This is a genomic window from Thiomicrospira microaerophila (genome assembly GCF_000934765.1).
In the GTDB taxonomy this organism is placed as follows: domain Bacteria; phylum Pseudomonadota; class Gammaproteobacteria; order Thiomicrospirales; family Thiomicrospiraceae; genus Thiomicrospira; species Thiomicrospira microaerophila.
In genome coordinates this window covers 16,489-36,405 of record NZ_JYNN01000004.1, presented here as the reverse complement: position 1 = coordinate 36,405, position 19,917 = coordinate 16,489, and the positions used below count along the sequence as shown (strand labels likewise).

Annotated in this window: 18 protein-coding genes; 7 read left to right on the top strand and 11 right to left on the bottom strand. The window is 46.6% G+C overall.

Annotation, left to right across the window (positions count from 1 at the left end; all coding sequences use genetic code 11):
• Positions 1-30 precede the first annotated feature (30 nt).
• Both NA59_RS02920 and parE read right to left on the bottom strand, forming a co-directional pair.
• Positions 31-1,734 carry a tetratricopeptide repeat protein gene (locus NA59_RS02920; protein ID WP_052501421.1) on the bottom strand — a complete coding sequence of 568 codons (1,704 nt, stop codon included), beginning with the start codon at positions 1,732-1,734 and terminating at the stop codon, positions 31-33.
• A complete protein-coding gene (gene parE, locus NA59_RS02915; RefSeq protein WP_044407742.1) occupies positions 1,734-3,620 on the bottom strand; it encodes a DNA topoisomerase IV subunit B in 1,887 nt (628 codons plus the stop codon). The genes NA59_RS02920 and parE overlap by 1 nt, the downstream gene beginning before the upstream one ends.
• A gap of 171 nt (positions 3,621-3,791) precedes the next feature.
• On the opposite strand from parE, the gene pdxH reads away from it, so the two are divergent.
• Together pdxH and ung are read left to right on the top strand one after the other, a co-directional pair.
• On the top strand, positions 3,792-4,445 hold the full coding sequence (gene pdxH, locus NA59_RS02910; protein ID WP_044407739.1) for a pyridoxamine 5'-phosphate oxidase: 654 nt from the start codon (positions 3,792-3,794) through the stop codon (positions 4,443-4,445).
• Between the two features lie 18 nt (positions 4,446-4,463).
• Positions 4,464-5,195 carry a uracil-DNA glycosylase gene (gene ung / locus NA59_RS02905; protein WP_044407736.1) on the top strand — a complete coding sequence of 244 codons (732 nt, stop codon included), beginning with the start codon at positions 4,464-4,466 and terminating at the stop codon, positions 5,193-5,195.
• Here the strand turns inward: ung and NA59_RS02900 are convergent.
• The 7 genes from NA59_RS02900 to glyQ are packed head-to-tail and all read right to left on the bottom strand — an operon-like array spanning position 5,149 to position 11,694.
• Complete coding sequence (locus NA59_RS02900; protein ID WP_044407733.1) at positions 5,149-5,679, bottom strand: hypothetical protein; 531 nt, start codon at positions 5,677-5,679, stop codon at positions 5,149-5,151. The two genes, ung and NA59_RS02900, sit on opposite strands and share 47 nt — an antisense overlap.
• A gap of 39 nt (positions 5,680-5,718) precedes the next feature.
• Complete coding sequence (locus tag NA59_RS14190; RefSeq protein WP_052501420.1) at positions 5,719-6,396, bottom strand: OmpA/MotB family protein; 678 nt, start codon at positions 6,394-6,396, stop codon at positions 5,719-5,721.
• A complete protein-coding gene (locus NA59_RS02890; RefSeq protein ID WP_044407731.1) occupies positions 6,393-7,124 on the bottom strand; it encodes an OmpA/MotB family protein in 732 nt (243 codons plus the stop codon). The genes NA59_RS14190 and NA59_RS02890 overlap by 4 nt, the downstream gene beginning before the upstream one ends.
• A 6-nt stretch (positions 7,125-7,130) precedes the next feature.
• Complete coding sequence (locus tag NA59_RS02885; RefSeq protein WP_044407728.1) at positions 7,131-7,946, bottom strand: motility protein A; 816 nt, start codon at positions 7,944-7,946, stop codon at positions 7,131-7,133.
• 33 nt (positions 7,947-7,979) lie between these two features.
• Positions 7,980-8,684: a lysophospholipid acyltransferase family protein gene (locus NA59_RS02880; RefSeq protein ID WP_052501419.1), complete on the bottom strand. Its 705-nt coding sequence runs from the start codon at positions 8,682-8,684 to the stop codon at positions 7,980-7,982.
• An 8-nt stretch (positions 8,685-8,692) separates the two neighbouring features.
• A complete protein-coding gene (gene glyS / locus NA59_RS02875) occupies positions 8,693-10,771 on the bottom strand; it encodes a glycine--tRNA ligase subunit beta (RefSeq protein ID WP_044407722.1) in 2,079 nt (692 codons plus the stop codon).
• The gene (gene glyQ, locus NA59_RS02870; protein WP_044408025.1) at positions 10,768-11,694 is read right to left on the bottom strand and encodes a glycine--tRNA ligase subunit alpha; all 927 of its coding nucleotides are present in this window, start codon (positions 11,692-11,694) and stop codon (positions 10,768-10,770) included. Before glyQ ends, glyS begins: the two co-directional genes overlap by 4 nt.
• Positions 11,695-11,821: 127 nt before the next feature.
• On the opposite strand from glyQ, the gene NA59_RS02865 reads away from it, so the two are divergent.
• The 3 genes from NA59_RS02865 (at position 11,822) to NA59_RS02855 (ending at position 14,597) form a co-directional block, all read left to right on the top strand.
• Positions 11,822-12,070, top strand: coding sequence for a sulfurtransferase TusA family protein (locus tag NA59_RS02865; RefSeq protein ID WP_044407719.1), 249 nt, complete (start codon positions 11,822-11,824; stop codon positions 12,068-12,070).
• A gap of 114 nt (positions 12,071-12,184) precedes the next feature.
• The gene (locus NA59_RS02860; protein ID WP_052501418.1) at positions 12,185-13,492 is read left to right on the top strand and encodes a peptidoglycan DD-metalloendopeptidase family protein; all 1,308 of its coding nucleotides are present in this window, start codon (positions 12,185-12,187) and stop codon (positions 13,490-13,492) included.
• Complete coding sequence (locus tag NA59_RS02855) at positions 13,485-14,597, top strand: anhydro-N-acetylmuramic acid kinase (RefSeq protein WP_052501417.1); 1,113 nt, start codon at positions 13,485-13,487, stop codon at positions 14,595-14,597. The genes NA59_RS02860 and NA59_RS02855 overlap by 8 nt, the downstream gene beginning before the upstream one ends.
• 133 nt (positions 14,598-14,730) lie before the next feature.
• Here NA59_RS02855 and NA59_RS02850 read toward each other — a convergent pair whose 3' ends face one another.
• Together NA59_RS02850 and NA59_RS02845 are read right to left on the bottom strand one after the other, a co-directional pair.
• Entirely contained in the window at positions 14,731-15,420 is a 690-nt protein-coding gene (locus NA59_RS02850; RefSeq protein ID WP_044407714.1) for a TorF family putative porin, read from the bottom strand.
• A 227-nt stretch (positions 15,421-15,647) separates the two neighbouring features.
• A complete protein-coding gene (locus NA59_RS02845; RefSeq protein WP_044407712.1) occupies positions 15,648-16,046 on the bottom strand; it encodes a winged helix-turn-helix domain-containing protein in 399 nt (132 codons plus the stop codon).
• A gap of 117 nt (positions 16,047-16,163) precedes the next feature.
• Between NA59_RS02845 and NA59_RS14185 the strand changes: the two genes are divergently transcribed.
• Positions 16,164-17,195 carry a GGDEF domain-containing protein gene (locus NA59_RS14185; protein ID WP_052501416.1) on the top strand — a complete coding sequence of 344 codons (1,032 nt, stop codon included), beginning with the start codon at positions 16,164-16,166 and terminating at the stop codon, positions 17,193-17,195.
• Positions 17,196-17,628: 433 nt separating this feature from the next.
• Complete coding sequence (gene nrdA / locus NA59_RS02835; protein WP_044407710.1) at positions 17,629-19,914, top strand: class 1a ribonucleoside-diphosphate reductase subunit alpha; 2,286 nt, start codon at positions 17,629-17,631, stop codon at positions 19,912-19,914.
• The last annotated feature ends 3 nt before the right edge of the window (positions 19,915-19,917 follow it).

Here is a 19,917-nt window from a genome sequence, read left to right as displayed (position 1 = left end):
TTTTTTTTAAAAAAAATGGCTGATGGCTGACTAATTACCCGTTAACTCATTGATTAGGTTCTGTAACAATAGGTTATCCGGAAACAAGGGGGCATAGTCTTGCCACAAGGCTTTAGCCGCTTGCACCTGATTTTGCGCCCACTTGGTTTTAATTAAATGTATTAATACTTCATCATCTTTACGAATCGACCAGGCACGTTGTAAATAGGCCTCCGCTTCAACATAATTGCCTCGCTGATACGCCAACCAACCGCGGCTATCCAAAATATGATAACGATCTGGATCTATCGCAAGTGCACGGTCCAATAAATCTTGGGCCTCATCAAGATTGATATTACGCTCGACATAAAAATATCCCAGTGCATTTAATGCATCAGGTTCATCAGGAAAACGCGCCACCAAGGCTTTAGCGCGTACCTCGTACGCTTCAAAATCCTCCATTTCATAAAGCACCATCACCAAACCGTACATAATTGGCAAATCATCCGGCGCTAAATCTAACGCAAGCTGATAATGCGCCAAGGCTTGATCCCAACGAGAAAACTGACCATAGAATATCGCTTGAGCACGCAACACCTTGACGAGCTCTTCATTATTCGATGGCTGAAGGGTTTGTAAATGCGTTATACCCGCGTCCAAGCCATTCGTGGTGACTTTTATCTGTGCAATCAAAATATTCGCATCTAAATAATAACTTGGGTGCGAGACCTTTTGAAGATAACGCTTTGCCTGTTCAAGATCTTGGTTAGACTGGCTAATCACACCGAGGTAATAGTGACTCACATCACGATAGCCCTCCACACTTGAAAGCGTCAAAAAATAGGTTTGCGCCTGCGCCAGCTCGCCTAACTCTAGCTCAAGCAAGGCCAGCGATAGCAAAGAGGTAAAGGCGCGAGGGTTCGCATCGATAATACGCTGATAACGCTGTTTGGCCGATAAATATAACGCCGCCTTCACCTCTAAACGAGCAAAGCGCTCTTGCATCATCCACTGCGTCGGATTCTGTGCCATGAACTCCGCTAAAAACGCCAATCCTCTTGCGGTCAAATCCTGTTCAATATACAGATTGGCTAGCGCAAAATAGACCTCAAGGGGCGCCGCTAATCGAGTCGCCACATCCTCTAGCGCCTCAAGCGCAAGGAGCGGCTGGTTATAATGATTAGCTGCATAAGCCAATGCAAAACCTGCTGACCAATCCTGAGGATAAAGCTGGCCTAAACGTTGAAAAAAGGCCATCCCTATCTCTGGCTGTGTCGCTTGCACCGCCTGGGCAGAGGCATTTTTTAGATCATCTTCTAAACTTAAATCAGACACCTTTCGATAGGACTGCCAGGCCGAGATGGCCTCCTCGACTTCCCCATGGCGCAGCGCCATTAAATAGCCCACACGCCACGCACTCGCCTGCATGGGATCGAGCGTGCGCCATAGTGCAGCACTTTGCTCTATCCCCTTGGCAAAACCCGCCGACATCGCTAGCTGAAAACTTCTCTCGGCTAAACGCACATCTTGAGTCGCTTGCGCTATGGGAAACAACAAATTGTAAGCACTCATTGGATCGCCACGCTCAGCTAACATTTCACCGAGCATCAATTCAAACATCAACTTGGGCTCAATGTTTTTTACCTCCTCGGCCTGCATACCACTCGGCTGCATCGCGGGCTTAGCGCCAAGCTGCGCACAACCCAACAGGCTTGTGGCTAAGGGCAAAATCAACATAAATTTTATTTTTTTCACTAAACCACCTCGGCTAAATCGCCTTTTTCCTCTAACCAGGCCTTGCGATCTGATGCACGTTTTTTTGCCAGCATCATATCCATAATCGGCATGCTCTGTTCAGGCTCTAACATTAACTGCACTAAGCGCCGAGTTTGTGGCAACATTGTGGTTTCACGCAATTGAAGCGGGTTCATTTCACCCAAACCTTTAAATCGAGTAACCTGCACCTTGCCAGGTAGTTTTTCAGCTTGAATTCGATCTAGCACGCCTTGGCGCTCGGCTTCGTCCAGCGCATAAAACACCTGTTTACCGACATCAATACGATAAAGTGGTGGCATCGCCACATACACATGCCCGTTCTCAACCAGTCGAGGAAAGTGCTTCACAAATAACGCGCAGATTAAGGTCGCAATATGCGCGCCATCCGAATCCGCATCAGCAAGAATACAAACCTTGCCATAACGCAACCCCGATAAATCATCAGAAGCTGGGTCAACGCCAATCGCTACGCTAATGTCGTGAACTTCTTGCGAGGCTAAAATTTGACCCGAATCGACTTCCCAAGTATTCAAAATTTTACCGCGCAACGGCATAATCGCTTGAAAACGCTTATCACGCGCCTGTTTCGCCGAGCCACCAGCCGAATCCCCTTCGACCAAAAACAACTCCGTTAAGCCCAAATCCGTTTCAGTGCAGTCTGCTAATTTTCCTGGCAGTGCGGGGCCGGTGGTGATTTTTTTGCGCGCCACCTGCCGCGATTTTTTATTGCGTGTCTGCGCGTTATTAATCGCCAATTCCGCGATTTTTTCAGCCACTTCGGTATGCTGGTTTAACCAAAGGCTTAGACTATCCTTCACCACCCCCGAAATAAAGGGCACACATTCACGCGAAGACAAGCGCTCTTTGGTCTGGCCTGCAAACTGCGGTTCACGCACCTTCGCTGACAATACAAAAGCCACATTCTGCCAAACATCATCAGGTGAGAGCTTAACCCCGCGCGGAATAAGATTACGAAACTCACAAAACTCACGCACCGCATCGGTCGCGCCCTGGCGCAAACCATTCACATGGGTGCCACCTTGCGGGGTAGGAATCAGATTCACATAACTCTCATTCGGCACCTCACCCGAATCCATCATCCAAGCGAGTGCCCAAGAAACCGCTTCATTGTCTGAGGTTTGCGAACCAACAAAACCCTCCATCGGCAAACGTTCAAGTCCATCCAACGCTTGATTTAAATAGTCACGCAATCCATCTTCATAAAACCAACTTAGCTTTTCACCAGACACTTCATCATGAAAATTAACCGTCAAACCGGGGCACAATACCGCCTTAGCACGCAAAAGGTGTTTTAAACGTGTCAGCGCATACTTAGCACTATCAAAAAACGTGGCTTCAGGCCAAAACTTAAGCCAGGTACCGGTATTTTTTTTGCCTACCTTACCCGTTACAGTTAAAGGACTGGCTAACGCGCCCTGCTCAAACGCAATACTGTGTTGCTGCCCATCACGCTTAATTTGCACTTCCACACGGGTAGACAAGGCATTCACCACCGAAATCCCAACACCGTGCAAACCGCCTGAAAACTGATACGCTTTATTGGAGAACTTACCGCCTGCATGCAAACGGGTCATAATCACCTCAACACCCGACACCCCCTCTTCAGGATGTATATCGACCGGCATTCCACGCCCATTGTCCTCAACACTTAATGAGCCATCGGCATAATGCACCACACTGATTTCATTCGCATGACCTGCAATCGCCTCATCGACACTATTATCAATTACTTCTTGTGCCAAGTGATTGGGGCGTGTGGTATCGGTATACATCCCTGGCCGTTTGCGCACAGGGTCTAAGCCGGTTAGTACTTCAATTTCCGATGAATTATAGGTTTGACTCACAAAAGCTCCTTAATCACAACCAGGCCTGGTTGCGTTCGCTCATTTAAACATTAGCATTATTATTGGTAAATCGGTGTTTAATGTAAAGCCAAACTCCACAATCAACACGAAGATTCATTTTTTAGTTATGATACTATTCACTTACAGTTTTAAAAACGCAAAGGATATACTATGCCAAACCGTGATTACCATACCCACCGCCAAAGTTATGAAATGAGTGCGCTTACTGATGATTTCTTAAGCCACAACCCACTGATTCTTTTTCAAAGCTGGATGGATGATGCCTTTGAAAAAAAGGTTGATGAACCTACCGCGATGACGCTCTGCACAGTTGATGAAGACCAAAAGCCACACGCGCGGATAGTGCTTCTTAAAGCGTTTAATGAACAAGGGTTTATCTTCTATACCCATTATGCCAGCGCTAAAGGAAATCAACTTGAGGCCAATCCGCAGGCCGCCTTAAACTTTTTTTGGCCGCAACTTGAGCGCCAAGTAAGAGTTGAAGGCAGGATTACAAAAATCAGCCCTGAAGCCTCCGACACCTACTTCCAAAGTCGACCGATTGACAGTCAGCTTGGCGCCTACATTTCTCATCAAAGCCAGGCGGTGGCGCACCGAGACGAGCTCGAACAGCGGATGGCTCAGGCTAAACTCGACTTCCAAGGCAAACCGGTACCGCGACCCGCGCACTGGGGCGGCTATGCCTTAAGCGCGAATTATATTGAGTTCTGGCAAGGTCGTCCGAACCGTTTACACGATCGACTAAGCTTTAAAAAAGACCCGGATAACAACCAGGCCTGGTTAAGCCAGCGCCTGTGTCCGTAACATTTTTACTTATACCCCATGCCACTATTTACAATTGAACCCAGCTGGCAAGCGCAACTTAGTGCGGAGCTTGCCAGCCCGTCCACCCAGCAGCTTGAGGCTTTTCTAACAGCGCAGCAACAAGCCGGTAAACCGATTCTACCGAATAGGGACCAATGGTTCGCGGCTCTCAACGCCACGCCCTTTGATCAGGTTAAGGTGGTGATACTCGGTCAAGACCCCTACCCTACACCTGGCCATGCGCATGGCTTAAGTTTTTCAGTGTTACCGGACGTTCACCCGTTACCCAAATCGTTACAAAATATCAACAAAGAGCTACTCGACGATCTAAGTATTGATAATCAGCATACCGGCTACTTAATGCCTTGGGCAGAACAAGGGGTTTTACTGTTAAACGCCGTATTGAGCATTGAGGCTCATCAAGCGAACGCACACCAAAAGCAAGGCTGGGAACCGCTGACGGATGCCATGATTAGCGCACTCAATCAACAGCGTGAACATCTTGTATTTATTTTATGGGGCAACTATGCGCAAAAAAAAGGCGCATTGATTAACCGTGAAAAGCACCATGTCATTTGCAGTGCCCACCCATCACCATTATCAGCCTATCGGGGTTTTTATGGCAGCAAACCCTTTTCCAAAACCAACCAATACCTTAGTGAACATCAATTCACGCCGATTGACTGGCGACTTCCCAAGCCGCTCAGTGCAACAAACCCGATGGCATCACCTCAAATGGATCTGATCTAGGTGCTGCGTCTACCCACCAGCCCGCTTTCTCTATTTGTTGACGCATCAATGACTCAAACTGCCCAAGCTTAGCCTGGCTAAACGGAATTGCAAATACCGGCTGATGTGGCTGGGCGTTAATCATTGCATCAGGTAGACTTAAGCCTGTAAACGCAACCACAAACCCCTCGTCTTTGGGCTGAAGATCAATTTTTGTCGCCAAAAACATCGGTGCAGGAGGCGATGTGTTCGTTGAGCCGTCTTGGCCTTGAGCCGGCGACGACCTGCTCGCAACGGGTGCCAGCGGTTCATCGCTCATCAGATCAGATAACGTATCATTTGGCACCCATTTAACCAATTGTGTAACAAGTGGCACGGCCAAGCGCCGTGTCAGTAACAACTTGACCTGCTGTTGTTTAAGGTGCGCAACAACAATTAATCTATCTTCAAACTCACTGTACTGAATTTGTAATTGCTCCGCTATAGAAAACGTGGTACTGGACATAGACTGGGTATTTCCTTATGGTAAGTGCAATTAAAACGTTCAATCTGCGCGCAAAAAGCTAGCCGTTATTAAAATTTCAACTCGACGATTTAATGCCTTGTTCAGCTCGCTATCATTCGGCGCAACCGGCTGATGCTCACCGTAACCCGACACGGAGAACAAGCCTGCGGGTAAACCGGACACTTCATGCATCAACTGCATAACAACTTGCGCACGCATTGTGCTTAAAAACCAGTTATTGCGCAAAAAAGAGGTCGGCGAAATAGGATCATTATCCGTATGCCCTTCAACAGTGACATCCACCCGCCACGCCAACCCCATCTCAGCAGCCTGCACAAACAAACCTGCCAACGCAGGGTCCTCCTCCACGCTAAACAAGGTTAACTGAGGCAGTTTTTGAGCCATCAAACTCAACTCTTCCGCTAAGCCCTGGCTCACTTGAAAACCGCCGCGCTCAAACGCGCCGGGGTGATTAATAATTAAATGAATGCCACGGCTATCCAAGCGCAGCGACACAAAACGATAATCACGCACCAACATCAAATCTTGCAACTCACTATAGGATACCTGAAGCTGGTCTTGTGTCCACTTTTGCAACTGGGTAATTTCGGCTTTATGCAAGGCTAACATCATAATAAAAAAGGTGATTAATAATGTCACCACGTCCGCAAATGACATCAACCAAGAGGAACGCGCACGCTGTTCAGTCACATTCATCGTTCGACCTCAGGAATAAGCTTTAACACCGGTACCACATAAATCTCAATCCGTCGATTTTCCGGATCATTAGGGTTATCCGTCACCGGATGAAAGCTTCCATAGCCCGCAATCGTAAACATCGAAGCCGGCCAACCTAAGGCCTCTTGCAAATAGTTCATCACTTCATAAGCACGAAAGGTGCTCAATTGGACATTATCACGAAACCGTGCGGTAGGTGCCAGTGGCACAGCATCCGTGTGACCTTCAACCCGAATCATTAATGACACGCCCAACCCATTAGCACGCAAGACAGCCAACATACGCGCATACTGCTGTTCAAAGTTTATTAGATCTGCTTCATCAAGCACTTCAATAATTTCGTTTAAATACGGAAAATAACGCGGCTGAATATCCGGTCTCGCCGATTGAAACAAAGGGGCTTGAGCAAATAACTCCGGATCAAATGAGATCCGCACCCCTTTCGCAAAGGTATTTTCAATCCGCAACCAATCCATACCTTTTTGCTGATGAATCTGGGCTAAGCTGCCATGTAATCCACTTAACACCTTTTGATAGCTACGCTTAGGGGCGACACCCTCGACCTCTGTTAAGGTAATGATTAGCACAAAAAAGGCAAGGAGCGAAGTAAACAAAGACACAAACGTCAGCAACCAGACACGATAGCGCTGCAGCGCGACCATTTTCGCTTGCTCTTGAGAAGACGCATTATCTGGCGCGCTATTCATCGCCAATTAATAGTGTTGCGCCAATTTTTCTTTGGTGCGCTCATTGACAAAAGTTAACAAACTCTCGCGCACCAACAAAGGCGAGTGCATGCGTTTTAAATCAAATGCACCACGAATAATGACTTCATTTTTTAATAACTCCGCTTCTGAAAGCACCTTTAATTTACCCGCAATCGGCACAAACAGCAAATTGGCAAACAACACCCCATAAAAGGTGGTGACCAGCGCCAACCCCATCCCGCTCATTAAGCCTGCAAGCATATCCTCAGAATCCACCATTGCACTACTGCTACTGGCATGCGCCGTCATCATAATGATCAACCCCATCACTGTCCCCATCATGCCAAAAGCCGGTGCATAAGAGGCCATATTATGAAACAACTCTTGGCACTGTTGGTGGCGCTGTTGAATTTGGTTTTGATTATTGCGTAAACTCGCCTGCAACAAAGATTCATCGTTATATATCATCATTTGTGTAATCGCAAAACGCAAAAAGGCATCATCAATATTGGTCAAATGTTTTTCCAGCACCAATACACCATTTTTATGCGTCATATGACTGAGCTCTTCAATCTGCTCAATGGCTTGATTGACATTGGCCGGCTCAGTAATTAAAACCTTAGAGAATCCATGCGCGATACAACTCAATTGGGTTAAAGGATAGTTGATCAGCACCGCGGCTAAGGTACCACCGACCACCACCAACAAGCCTTGCCAATTAAAAAAAGCACCAATCAAACCGCCCGACTGCGAATCAAACATGCTTAGTAACAAAATAATTAGACCAAATAACAAGCCCAATATCGTAGCGGATTTACTCATAAATTGCGTGTATGAACCTCAAAATGAAACGCGTTATGCTTGCTGATACCAATCCTGCACAGCTTGATTAATCTGCTCAACCGTCATATTCTGCGGGTTAAGAGGTGGGCTAACTTTAACCTTAACCACACCGGCCTTTCTCAATAAGCTATTTTTGGGCCAAAAAGCGCCTGCATTGTGTGTCACCAAATAAATCGGTGCCTGCAATTTTAATGCCAAACTCGCCGCACCCTTGTTGATTTTGCCAATCGTACCTGTTGGCACCCGAGTACCTTCCGGATAAATCACAATCCAATCACCGCGCTGCTGCATTCTTTGCGTCCCCTGCTCCAATAATTGGCGCATCGCTTGACGGCCTGCCGCACGATCTATCGCAATCGGACTCAACATCGCCAAGGTCCAGCCAAAAAACGGAATACGCATCAACTCTTTTTTGAGTACATAAGTTTGACGCGGAAAGATCAGCTGCATCGCCATGGTTTCCCAAGCAGACTCATGGTGCGCCATCACCACACTGGGTTTAGTTGGATCAATATGCTCTGCACCCTCCACCTCAAAACGGATACCACAAGTGAACTGTAACCAAGCCAACGTAAAGCGTGTCCAATAGGTTAAAAACTCATAACGTACTTTATACGGTGCTAGCCAAAACAACTGACCGACAACAGAAAAAACCAGTGTCAAGACGGCACGCCCGATTTCAAAACTTATCGAGCGCAGGTACAAACCTATTTTCACACAACCCCCTAAGCGGATAGACGTGAGATATCCGCCACCGCCATAAACAGTTGACGAATTTGATTGAGTAACGCCAAACGATTTTGACGCACCACCAAATCATCCGCCATCACCATCACCTGTTCAAAAAACGCATCTACCGGCTCACGAATCTGCGCCAAACGGGTCAAGGCAAGGGTGTAATTGCGTGCCGCCACCTGCTCACTGACCTCTTCACGTAAATCATCTAATGCCTGCCACAGGTTGGCTTCTGCCTCACCTTCAAACAGCGCGGTGTTGACTTCGGAGGGCAAAGCACCTTCCACTTTACGTAGAATATTCTGAATACGCTTATTGGCTGAACTCAAGCTCTCTGCCTCGGTCAAGCTGGCAAAAACCTTCACTGCCTCAATCCGTTTTGAGAAATCAATCGGATGCGCAGGACGACACACACGCACCGCTTCAAAGGCTTCCGCACTCACACCTTGATCGGCATAATAGGCTTTTAAACGACCAATAATAAAATCATAAATCGAATCGGCTAACGCCTCCGAGAAAACCACCTTATCATGCAGCTTTAAACTCGCCTCGATGAGCCAATGCAAATCCAGGTCCAGTTCTTTCTCAATCATAATCCGAATCAAACCCAAAGCGGCACGACGTAACGCAAACGGATCCTTGTCACCCGTGGGCACTTCACCAATACCATAAATGCCGGTGATCGTATCCAGCTTATCCGCAATGGCCAGCGACTGAGCCAACTCATTGTTTGGTAGCTCATCACCCGCAAAACGCGGCTTATACTGTTGATCTAGCGCGTCGGCCACCAGTAAGTGTTCGTTTTGCGCCAAGGCATAATAACGCCCCATCACCCCTTGCAACTCAGGGAACTCGCCAACCATTAAACTCATTAAATCGCATTTAGATAAACGCGCCGCACGTTCAGCCAACTCTTGACGCACACCCAGCGGCTTGGCAATTTTCACGGCAAGCGTCTCTAAGCGCTCGATTTTATCAAACACAGTCCCAAGCTTTTGCTGGAACACGACGGTTTTTAATTGCGGCAAAAAGTCATCCAACGAACCCTTGCGGTCTTGATTCCAAAAGAATTTGGCATCCGACAAACGTGGACGAATCACGCGCTCATTACCCGATACCACCGACGCGGGATTAGTGCTGGCGATATTACTGACGGTAATAAACTTCGCCAATAATTTCCCATCTTGATCAACCAAATGGAAAAACTTTTGATGCCCTTTCATCGCCGAAATCAAACACTCCGAAGGTACGCTCAAAAAGTCCTCGTCAAACGAACCCATTACCGCTTGCGGCCATTCGTTGAGTGCCGTGACCTCATCCAGCAAATCCTCATCAATCACGGCCACAGCTTGCTCTTGCGCTGCCAAGGCCAAAACCTGCAGACGAATCAGCTCGCGACGTTCGGCAAAATCAGCCACCACAAAGCCTTGCGCCTTCAACACATCCGCATACTCGGCGGCTTGGTTAATAGTGAGTTCCGCTGGCGCATGAAAGCGATGGCCGCGCGTGACATTGGATGCGGGCTTACCTAGAATTGTTGCAGGTACAACTTCAGAACCCAACAACATCAACACCCAGTGGACGGGACGCACAAACGCCACATCCGAACTACCCCAGCGCATTGGCTTAGGAATCGGCAATTTAGCCAAGGCCGCCTCAACCAGGTCGGGTAACAAATCTTTCGCATTTTGCCCCTGAACAGCCTGCTCAAACGCCATCCAAGTTCCCTTATCGGTTTCCACCTCAATTAAGTCTGCCACCTCAACACCACAGGATCTAGCAAAACCTTGTAATGCCTTGGTTGGATTACCCTGCGCATCAAACCCGGCTTTTTTAGCCGGTCCTTTACGTTCAACCAGCTTGTCCGCCTGCAACAGCTGACAATCTTTCACCCAAACCGCTAAACGCCGAGGGGCGGCATAGGTTTTTAGTTCACCAAAACGCAACGCGGACTGCACCAAACCGGCTTGCAATCCATCCGCCAACGCCTGAACCAAGTTTTTAAGTGCTTTAGGTGGCAACTCTTCAGTACCAATTTCAACTAAAAAATCTGCAACTTGTAAACTCATGCTTGTGCCTCCTGATTTGCTTTTACTAATGGGAAGCCCAAAACCTCTCGTCCTGAATAATAAGCCTCAGCCACCGCACGCGCCATCGTACGCACACGTCCAATAAAGCGTGCGCGCTCGGTCACACTAATGGCGTGACGCGCATCTAACAGGTTAAAACTATGCGACGCACGCAATACCTGCTCATAAGCGGGCAAGGGTAATTTCGCTTCAATCAGTTTTCCAAATGCACGTTCACACTCATCAAACTGCGCAAACAAAAACTCGGTATTGGCATACTCAAAATTATAGGTAGACATCTCCACTTCATTTTGATGAAACACATCGCCATAGGTTACCACACCATCGGGCCCATCAACCCAGACCAAGTCATACACGCTGTTAACGCCCTGCAAATACATCGCAATGCGCTCTAAACCATAGGTTATTTCACCGGTAACAGGGCGACACTCTAAGCCGCCAACCTGTTGAAAATAGGTAAACTGGGTGACTTCCATACCATTAAGCCAAACCTCCCAACCCAAGCCCCAAGCCCCTAGCGTGGGAGATTCCCAATTATCTTCAACAAACCGAATATCATGCTCAAGTGGATCAATACCGAGCATTTTTAGCGAATCTAAATACAGCGCTTGAATATTATCAGGCGAGGGTTTTAGCATCACTTGAAATTGATAGTAATGCTGTAAACGGTTCGGGTTTTCACCATAACGACCGTCCGTTGGGCGGCGACTCGGTTGCACATACGCGGCGCGCCAAGGCTCCGGACCAATGGAGCGCAAAAAGGTGGCAGGGTGGAAGGTGCCTGCGCCCATTTCATTGTCATAAGGCTGCATAACAACACAACCCTGCTGCGCCCAATAGGCTTGTAATAATTGAATTAACCCTTGAAAGGTCTGTACTTCGGCACGTTTTTGATGAGAGATAGACACAAAAAACCCCTTGCGTGTTCAATAACCCGCCTATCTCATAAAATCGCAGGAATTTTATGAGATAGGCGGGTTAAATTTATTAAAATACGAATTTGAGCGATTATACCCCAAAGGAAGACTAATGAACACGCACAGACTTGATGCCAAAGGCTTAAAATGCCCGATGCCGGTTATAAAACTACAAAACCTATCACGCCAAGTTTCAAAAGGTGATTTCATCGAAATCGAATGCACCGATGCGGGCGCGGAAAAAGACATCCAGAGCTGGTGCCGAATTAACCAACATCAATTTATTCAATCCACAGCCCAACCTAACACCGACAACCCGGTTTGGTTAATCTGTATCCAAATTAATCCCCCGAATCCGTGACAAACCAACACAATTTAGCTATGATGATTTTAAAAATTAGCCTAACCTAATTCGCTTATCTGGGCAATTTGTTATAAAATTAAATAAATTAGCTAACCCAACAGGAGTCACCGCATGAAATTATTTCCCTTTCATCGGCCACATTTTTTTAAAAAACCGCTACAGGGCGTCATGGGGGTGCTACTCTCTGCTGGCCTGCTTGTTTCAAACGTGACATATGCAAATGCTGACATGGAGCGCCTGTCACTAAGCCTACCTACTAGCGCAATGAATGTTGCTAAAGAGACAGACTCACCACATAACACAAACACCTTGACTAAACGCCAATTTACCATAGGGCGCAACCAAACATTAAGCCACGCAATTGATGGTGTTAATAACGCACCAGGTATGGCATTTCAAATTGCACGCCTTGAAAATGCAGCCTTTTTTACTCAACTACGTGTCGGTGACACACTTGATATCTGGACGGATGCCGACAACAATCTGCAGCGTATTGACCTGCAAAAAACACGCCTACTCAGTTACCATCTAACGCGTGAAAACGATACCTTTACGATTAGCAGCCAGGAGAAGCCGGTCGAAACCCGCATTCAAATTATTCAGGCGACCATTGATGACTCACTCTATTTATCGGCCAAAGCGGCAGGCTTAAGCTCACGCACCATTATGAATCTTGCCGACATTTTTGCTTGGGAGATTGATTATATTCGAGAACTGCGCACAGGCAACGAGCTCAAACTCATTTACGAGCAACGCTTTTTAAATAACGAATATTTAGAAGATGGCAAAATTATTGCCGCTGAAATGACCGTTGGCCAACGCCCCCGAACCGTTCGCGCCATCCGCTATGAAAACCAAGGAGAGCTGATTGGCTACTTCGATGAAAATGGCGACAACTTACGTAAAGCCTTTATGCGCAACCCGATTAATTACACCCGCATTAGCTCACGCTTTCAAAAAGGGCGTTACCATCCAGTGCTACAAGAGATTCGCGACCACAAGGGTGTTGACTATGCCGCCCCCACCGGCACACCAATTTATGCCGCAGGCGATGGCACGATTAAATTTCGTGGCTGGGGGAATGGCTATGGCAACTACATTATCATTCAGCATGCTGGGCGCTATGAAACCGTCTATGGTCACATGTCGCGTTTTGGCAAATTCCGCCAAGGCCAAACAGTCAAACAAGGCGAAGTCATTGGGTATGTCGGTATGACAGGGTTGGCTACCGGCCCCCACCTACACTATGAATTTCGGATAGACGGCGTACACCATGACCCACTGACGGTTAAATTTCCGAATGCTGAACCGATTCAAGCTGACTTGCGCGATGACTTTCTACAGCATGCCAGCCTCATGGTGGCTCAGTTCGAACGCAATAGCGATGACACCACCAAGCTGGCGATGCGATTTGAGTAACGCTAACAGCTCCACACTTTACATTGGGCTGATGTCCGGAACCAGTGCCGATGCGATTGACGTTGCGCTGGTTAACATTGAAGGCGAAGCCATTCAGCTGATCGACTTCATCACTCAGCCCAATCACTATCAGGCAACCCTGGCGACACTTAACCAGCAGCCAAACATTTCACTGCACCAGCTTGCGGAGTTTCAAGTGCAAATTGCGCAGGATTTTGCGCTAGCGGCCAACAGCATGATGACAAAACATCAACTCGACAGAAAAGATATTCGCGCCATCGGCAGTCATGGACAAACCTTGTTTCATGCGCCTGACATCGGCATGAGCATTCAAGCCGGACACCCTGCCATCATTGCTAAACAAAGCGGCATTACCACCGCCGCCGACTTTCGCATCGATGATATGGCACTCGGTGGCCAAGGCGCGCCGCTTGCGCCCGCATTTCATCAAGCGCTATTGCGGCCAACCAGCCCGACCTTACTGATCAACATCGGTGGCATCGCCAACATTAGCTACCTACAACCCAATAAACCACCCCTAGGTTTTGATAGCGGGCCAGGCAATGGCTTAATGGACGAGCTCTGCCAATCGGCATTTAATCGCCCTTACGATGCCAACGGTGAACTCGCTAAACAAACCCCACCGGATAGCGCCATATTGGAACATCTGCTAACTGAGCGCTACTTTCAGCAAGCACCCCCCAAAAGCACAGGGCGCGAAACCTTCAACCAGGCCTGGTTACAAAAACAGCTTAAAGCCGAGATCACAACCAACATAACACCCCTAACACTCCTATCCACACTTAATCAGCTGACGGTAGATGCGCTGGCTAATGACATTGATAAGCTCGACTGTCCTGATCAAACGGTTTGCTACATCTGCGGCGGGGGAGCTTACAACCTCACCCTGCTAGAACGACTCCAAGCCCGACTACCCCAACTGCGCATTCAAACCACTCAGCAACTAGGTATCGACCCCAATGCGATTGAAGCGATGATGTGTGCATGGTTAGCGCATAATCGTATTCATGAAATTGAAACACCGCTGGCGGCGATTACCGGCGCACAAAAAAACACCGTACTAGGTGGCGTCTGGCTGGCATAAAAAGCAGGCCCTTTCGAGCCTGAAGGAGACCCGACGGGTGCCGAGTCTACGAGGATACTAACTAGGAAAACCAACAAGAAGACAGACGATTCTTGCTAGGGCGAGCCGGCCAAAGCCGGCTCATCGAAACGTGTTACATCAAGCTAAAAGACTTATTAATACCAAGGAGTAACGTGGTCTCTGCTGCACCACTTTCGGTAGCTTCTTTACTGGAACGCAAAATAGAAAAATCAATCGAAGTATCAGTATAAATTTCTGTACTGTATCCTAGCTGAACCCATGTATGATCCGTTCCTTTGCCTAAAAAGTCACTTCCCTTTCCGACAACACCATAAAATCCTTCGTACTCAGCGGCAATACTCACTACAGTATAACTTTCATCTTTATCTGGACCAGCTGAACCTTTCCTGTTTATACCCGAGTCCAACATCAAAGTGACCGGACCAAAACCAGCCCAGAAATTCAACTCATCATAAGGCGTATCAAAGTTACCTTCTAGGTATCTATACAGCGTGAAACCAGCCCCTAACACAAAACCACTTAAATCAACCTCATAACCGCCATATATATCATATTCGATATCGGCATCATCAACCTTGGCAGACCACAAACCTAGATACAATCCAGACTCATGCTCGTAATCCACACCAAACTCTGGAGAAACGCCCGGTGATTGAGGTGCACCTCTAAAGTAATATTGAGACATCATGCCAATATTACCAGTTACCTCTGCCTGTGCCGCTGTAGGCGCTAATACCGCCATTGAAGAACCAGCCATGGCCATAGATAAAGCGAGTGTTTTTAGTTTAAATAATTTTTTCATTTGCGTTTTCCTTTTATGGATTTGAAAAGAATCAAAATTCAAACGAATAAAAGCTATACTCATGCCAATAAAAATAAAAAACCTTAAACTTCAATAGCATAAATAAAAACCATCCTTTCAAACCCATTAAAAGAAAACGAAAAAGAAACAAAAATGGTGCGCTAATGCACCAAAAAAATCAAACATCAAGACCCCCATCTAACCCGCGTGCAACAATAAAATGTTGGCTAGGAGTCTGCGCGCTCATCCAAAACCGCTTGCAACTGCACAGTCTCCTGCTGAAGAAAAACCGCTAATCGCTGCTCAAGGCCTCGAAAATAATCAATATAAACCAAACCTAATGCCGTGATTTGCGTCCCCCCTCCTGCACGCCCTCCTTTTTCACTCACCACCAAGGGTGTTGCTGCAAGCTGATTCATATCCTCAATCAACTTCCAGGCTTTTTTATAGGACATTCCCATTTCCTTCGCCGCCCGATTTATTGAGCCATAACGCTGAATATTCTCTAACAACTTAATTCGCCCAATACCAAGATACCCCTCGCCCTGCGGACTGACCAACCAAAAACGCGCGCGGATCAATGCTGAGTACGCATCACCTGGTAATTTTTTTACAGCCACTGACATAGACACCCCTCCTTTCGTTACGTGACAAATTCATAATTAAGTGTAATAATTAGAGTGCTTTTTACAAAGCCATAGCTAACACCCTTTATCGTACCGTACCCAATACAGGTTGTTTTAATGTCAAGATCGCCATTGCGTTACCCCGATTCGCCGTCTGAATCGGCTATTATAGCTGAACAAGTCTTCAAGGAAATCAAAGCGTTGAAGGTTGCCGCCACGCCGGTTCACTTTACGCTTTTATATGAAAAATCCAGTCAACTTGACCCTGAGTTAGCCGAAAATCTAACGGAACTCATTGAGGCTGAAGAATACAATGATTTAACCGTTTATCCACTCTTTTTGGATTTGCTAAAAAGCATTCTTAACCAACAACTTCCCACCAAAGAGGTTGGCTCGTTGCTATCCGAAGCATTAACGAGCATCAGCAGCTGGTCAGCACAATCTTGTGAACAACAAAAAACACTTGAAAAAAGTATTGATTTTCTTAAAAGCCACCAACAACATCATGATGTTGTTAGCCACACTGAACACAATATCTTACCCGCAATTAAAGAGTTACACCAAGCGACCGGTGAGTTACAGAAAAAGCTCAACGAGTCGGCAGCCGTCATCAAGAAACTTAGTCGTGATTTAGACGATGCCAACCATCTTGCCAAAACAGATTCACTCACAGGTATTGCCAATCGACGTGGCTATAATGAAATCGTGATGAAAAAAATTAAGCAAGCCAAAGCCGAGTCGCAAACCTTTGGCATGCTCCTGTTGGATCTTGACCACTTTAAAAGCGTGAATGATAACTATGGCCACCTTGTCGGAGATAGTGCACTACGCTACATCTCCAAGCTGCTAAAAGCGGAAATCAAGGGGCATGACGAAATAGCACGCTTTGGTGGCGAAGAGTTTGTGATACTACTGCACAATATCAATTACGACAACGCACTGAAATTTGGTGAAAAACTGCGCGCAACTATTGAAAAAAAATCACTGCGAATTAAAGATCATGACAAGCCTTTGCGCTTAACTGCTTCGATTGGAATTGCCATTTACCAAATGGGCGAATCTAGTGATGATGTATTTCAGCGCGCCGACAAAGCCCTGTACATGGCCAAAACGAAACGAAACTGCGTACGCGGCGAGCATCAGCTTTAAAATAAGCACCGAAACCCCGGTAATGCCAAAAGCCAGGGTTTAAAAGGTATATTTTTTTTGAAAAAATTTACACCTTTTAAACAACAATTCCCACAAACTTATCCACAGAAAAAGTGCCGATTGCTCTAGGCTGCCTAATCATTTGTGAGCAAATAGGTGGTTCTCGCTGTTGATAACTCACTTAAAATTTATAGTTGCACTTTTCGACAAAATTCACTATATTTTGATATCCAAAATTTTCCAAGCCACTACATATTGTGGTTCTTAAAATATACACAACCAGACAGTTAGCGATGATTTTTAAAAATTTTGCTATAAAACAACACTAACACAATGAAAAACTACAAAAAAACCAACCCGATTTAACTATCGGTTAAATGATTTATTCACAGCAGCATCCACAACCGTATTAAACAGAGAGCGCAAGCGTAAAATGAGCAACCAAACCACAACATCAAAACCCGGCCTGAATGTAACTAAACGTGACGGTCGTCAAGAACCGATTGATTTAGAAAAAATCCACCGCGTCATCACCTGGGCGTCTGAAGGTTTAGAGGAGGTATCGGTTTCAGAAGTCGAGTTGCGCTCACATATTCAATTTTTTGATGGCATGAAAACTGCCGATATTCATGAAACCATCATCAAGTCTGCGGCGGATTTAATTTCCGAGCACGCCCCCGATTACCAGCATTTGGCTGCACGCCTCGCGATTTTCCATTTGCGTAAAAAAGCCTTTGGCCGCTTTACGCCACCGGCTTTATTTGAACATATCAACAAAATGGTCCGCGCCGGTCGTTATGACGCCCAGTTGCTTGAACAGTTTAGCAAAGCCGATATTGATGAGCTCGATAGCTACATCTGCCATGAACGCGATATGGCGTTCAGCTATGCCGCGGTGAAGCAGCTTGAAGGCAAATATCTAGTACAAAACCGTGTGACACGCGAAATTTATGAAAGCCCGCAGTTTATCTATATGCTGATCCCTATGTGTCTATTTGGTCACTACCCCGCCGATAAACGTATGGACGTGATTAAGCGTTTTTATGATGCGGCCTCCTTATTTAAACTCTCACTACCGACGCCGATCATGTCAGGTGTACGTACACCTACGCGTCAGTTTAGCTCTTGTGTATTGATTGAATGTGGCGACTCGCTAGATTCTATTAACGCCACCTCTTCGTCTATTGTCAAATACGTATCGCAACGTGCTGGGATTGGGGTAAATATTGGTCAAATTCGTGCGATTGGCAGCACGATTCGCGGTGGTGAGGCCTATCACACGGGTATGATTCCGTTTATCAAGCATTTCCAAACAGCGGTGAAGTCTTGTTCACAAGGCGGGGTTCGTGGCGGTGCGGCGACCCTGTTTTACCCACTCTGGCATTTAGAAGTTGAATCCTTGCTGGTATTAAAAAATAACCGTGGGGTAGAAGAAAACCGCGCCCGTCATTTAGATTATGGCGTTCAGGTTAATAAACTCATGTACCAGCGTATGATTGAGGGCGGAAATATTACCCTGTTCAGCCCGTCTGATGTGCCGGGTTTATATGATGCCTTCTTTGCTGATCAAGTGGAATTTGAGCGCTTGTACAAAATCTATGAAGCCGATGCTTCAATTCGTAAAAAACAAGTTAAAGCGATTGATTTGTTTACCCAGCTGGCGCAAGAACGCGCTCAGACTGGGCGTATTTATGTGCAGAACGCCGATCACTGCAACACCCACAGCCCGTTTGACCCGAAAAAAGCACCCATTCACCAGTCCAATCTTTGCTTAGAAATTGCACTGCCCACCAAACCACTGAATTCGGTGGATGACCCAAATGGTGAAATCGCCCTCTGTACCTTATCGGCGTTTAATCTTGGCGCGATTGACCATCTTGATGAGCTAGAGGAGCTATCCGAGTTGATTGTGCGTGCGCTTGATAGTCTGCTTGATTACCAAGACTATCCGATTAAAGCCGCGCAAATATCCAGCCACGGTCGCCGCACCTTAGGGCTCGGCGTAACCAACTTGGCTTATTATTTAGCTAAAAATCATGTGCGCTATTCAGATGGTTCGGCCAATGGTTTAGTGCATAAGACCTTTGAAGCGATTCAATATTATCTGCTTAAAGCCTCTAACCAATTGGCGAAAGAGTTTGGTGCCTGTTCGATGTTTAGCGACACCCTGTATTCAAAAGGGATTCTGCCGATCGATACCTATAAAAAAGACTTGGATGACGTCTGTAACGAACCCTTGCACTACGACTGGGAAACACTTCGCTCGAACATTAAACAAGATGGCTTGCGCAACTCAACCCTGACGGCATTGATGCCCTGCGAAACCTCGTCGCAAATTACCAATTCGACCAACGGAATTGAACCGCCGCGTGGTTTTATTTCAGTCAAAGCCTCAAAAGATGGCATTTTGAAACAAGTCGTGCCTGGCTTTAAAGAGATTAAAGACAACTATGAGTTACTTTGGAAGATTCCAGATAACAAAGGTTATTTACAGCTAGTAGGCATTATGCAGAAGTTTGTTGACCAAGCGATCTCCGCGAATACTAATTATGATCCTGCAAAATTTGAAGCCGAGCGTGTGCCGATTAAACAAGTATTGCAAGATATTTTATATGCCTACAAACTGGGGGTTAAAACGCTTTATTACCACAACACCCGCGATGGCGCCGATGACTCGCAAGAAGACGATAGCTGTGCCGGCGGTGCATGTAAGCTTTGAGAG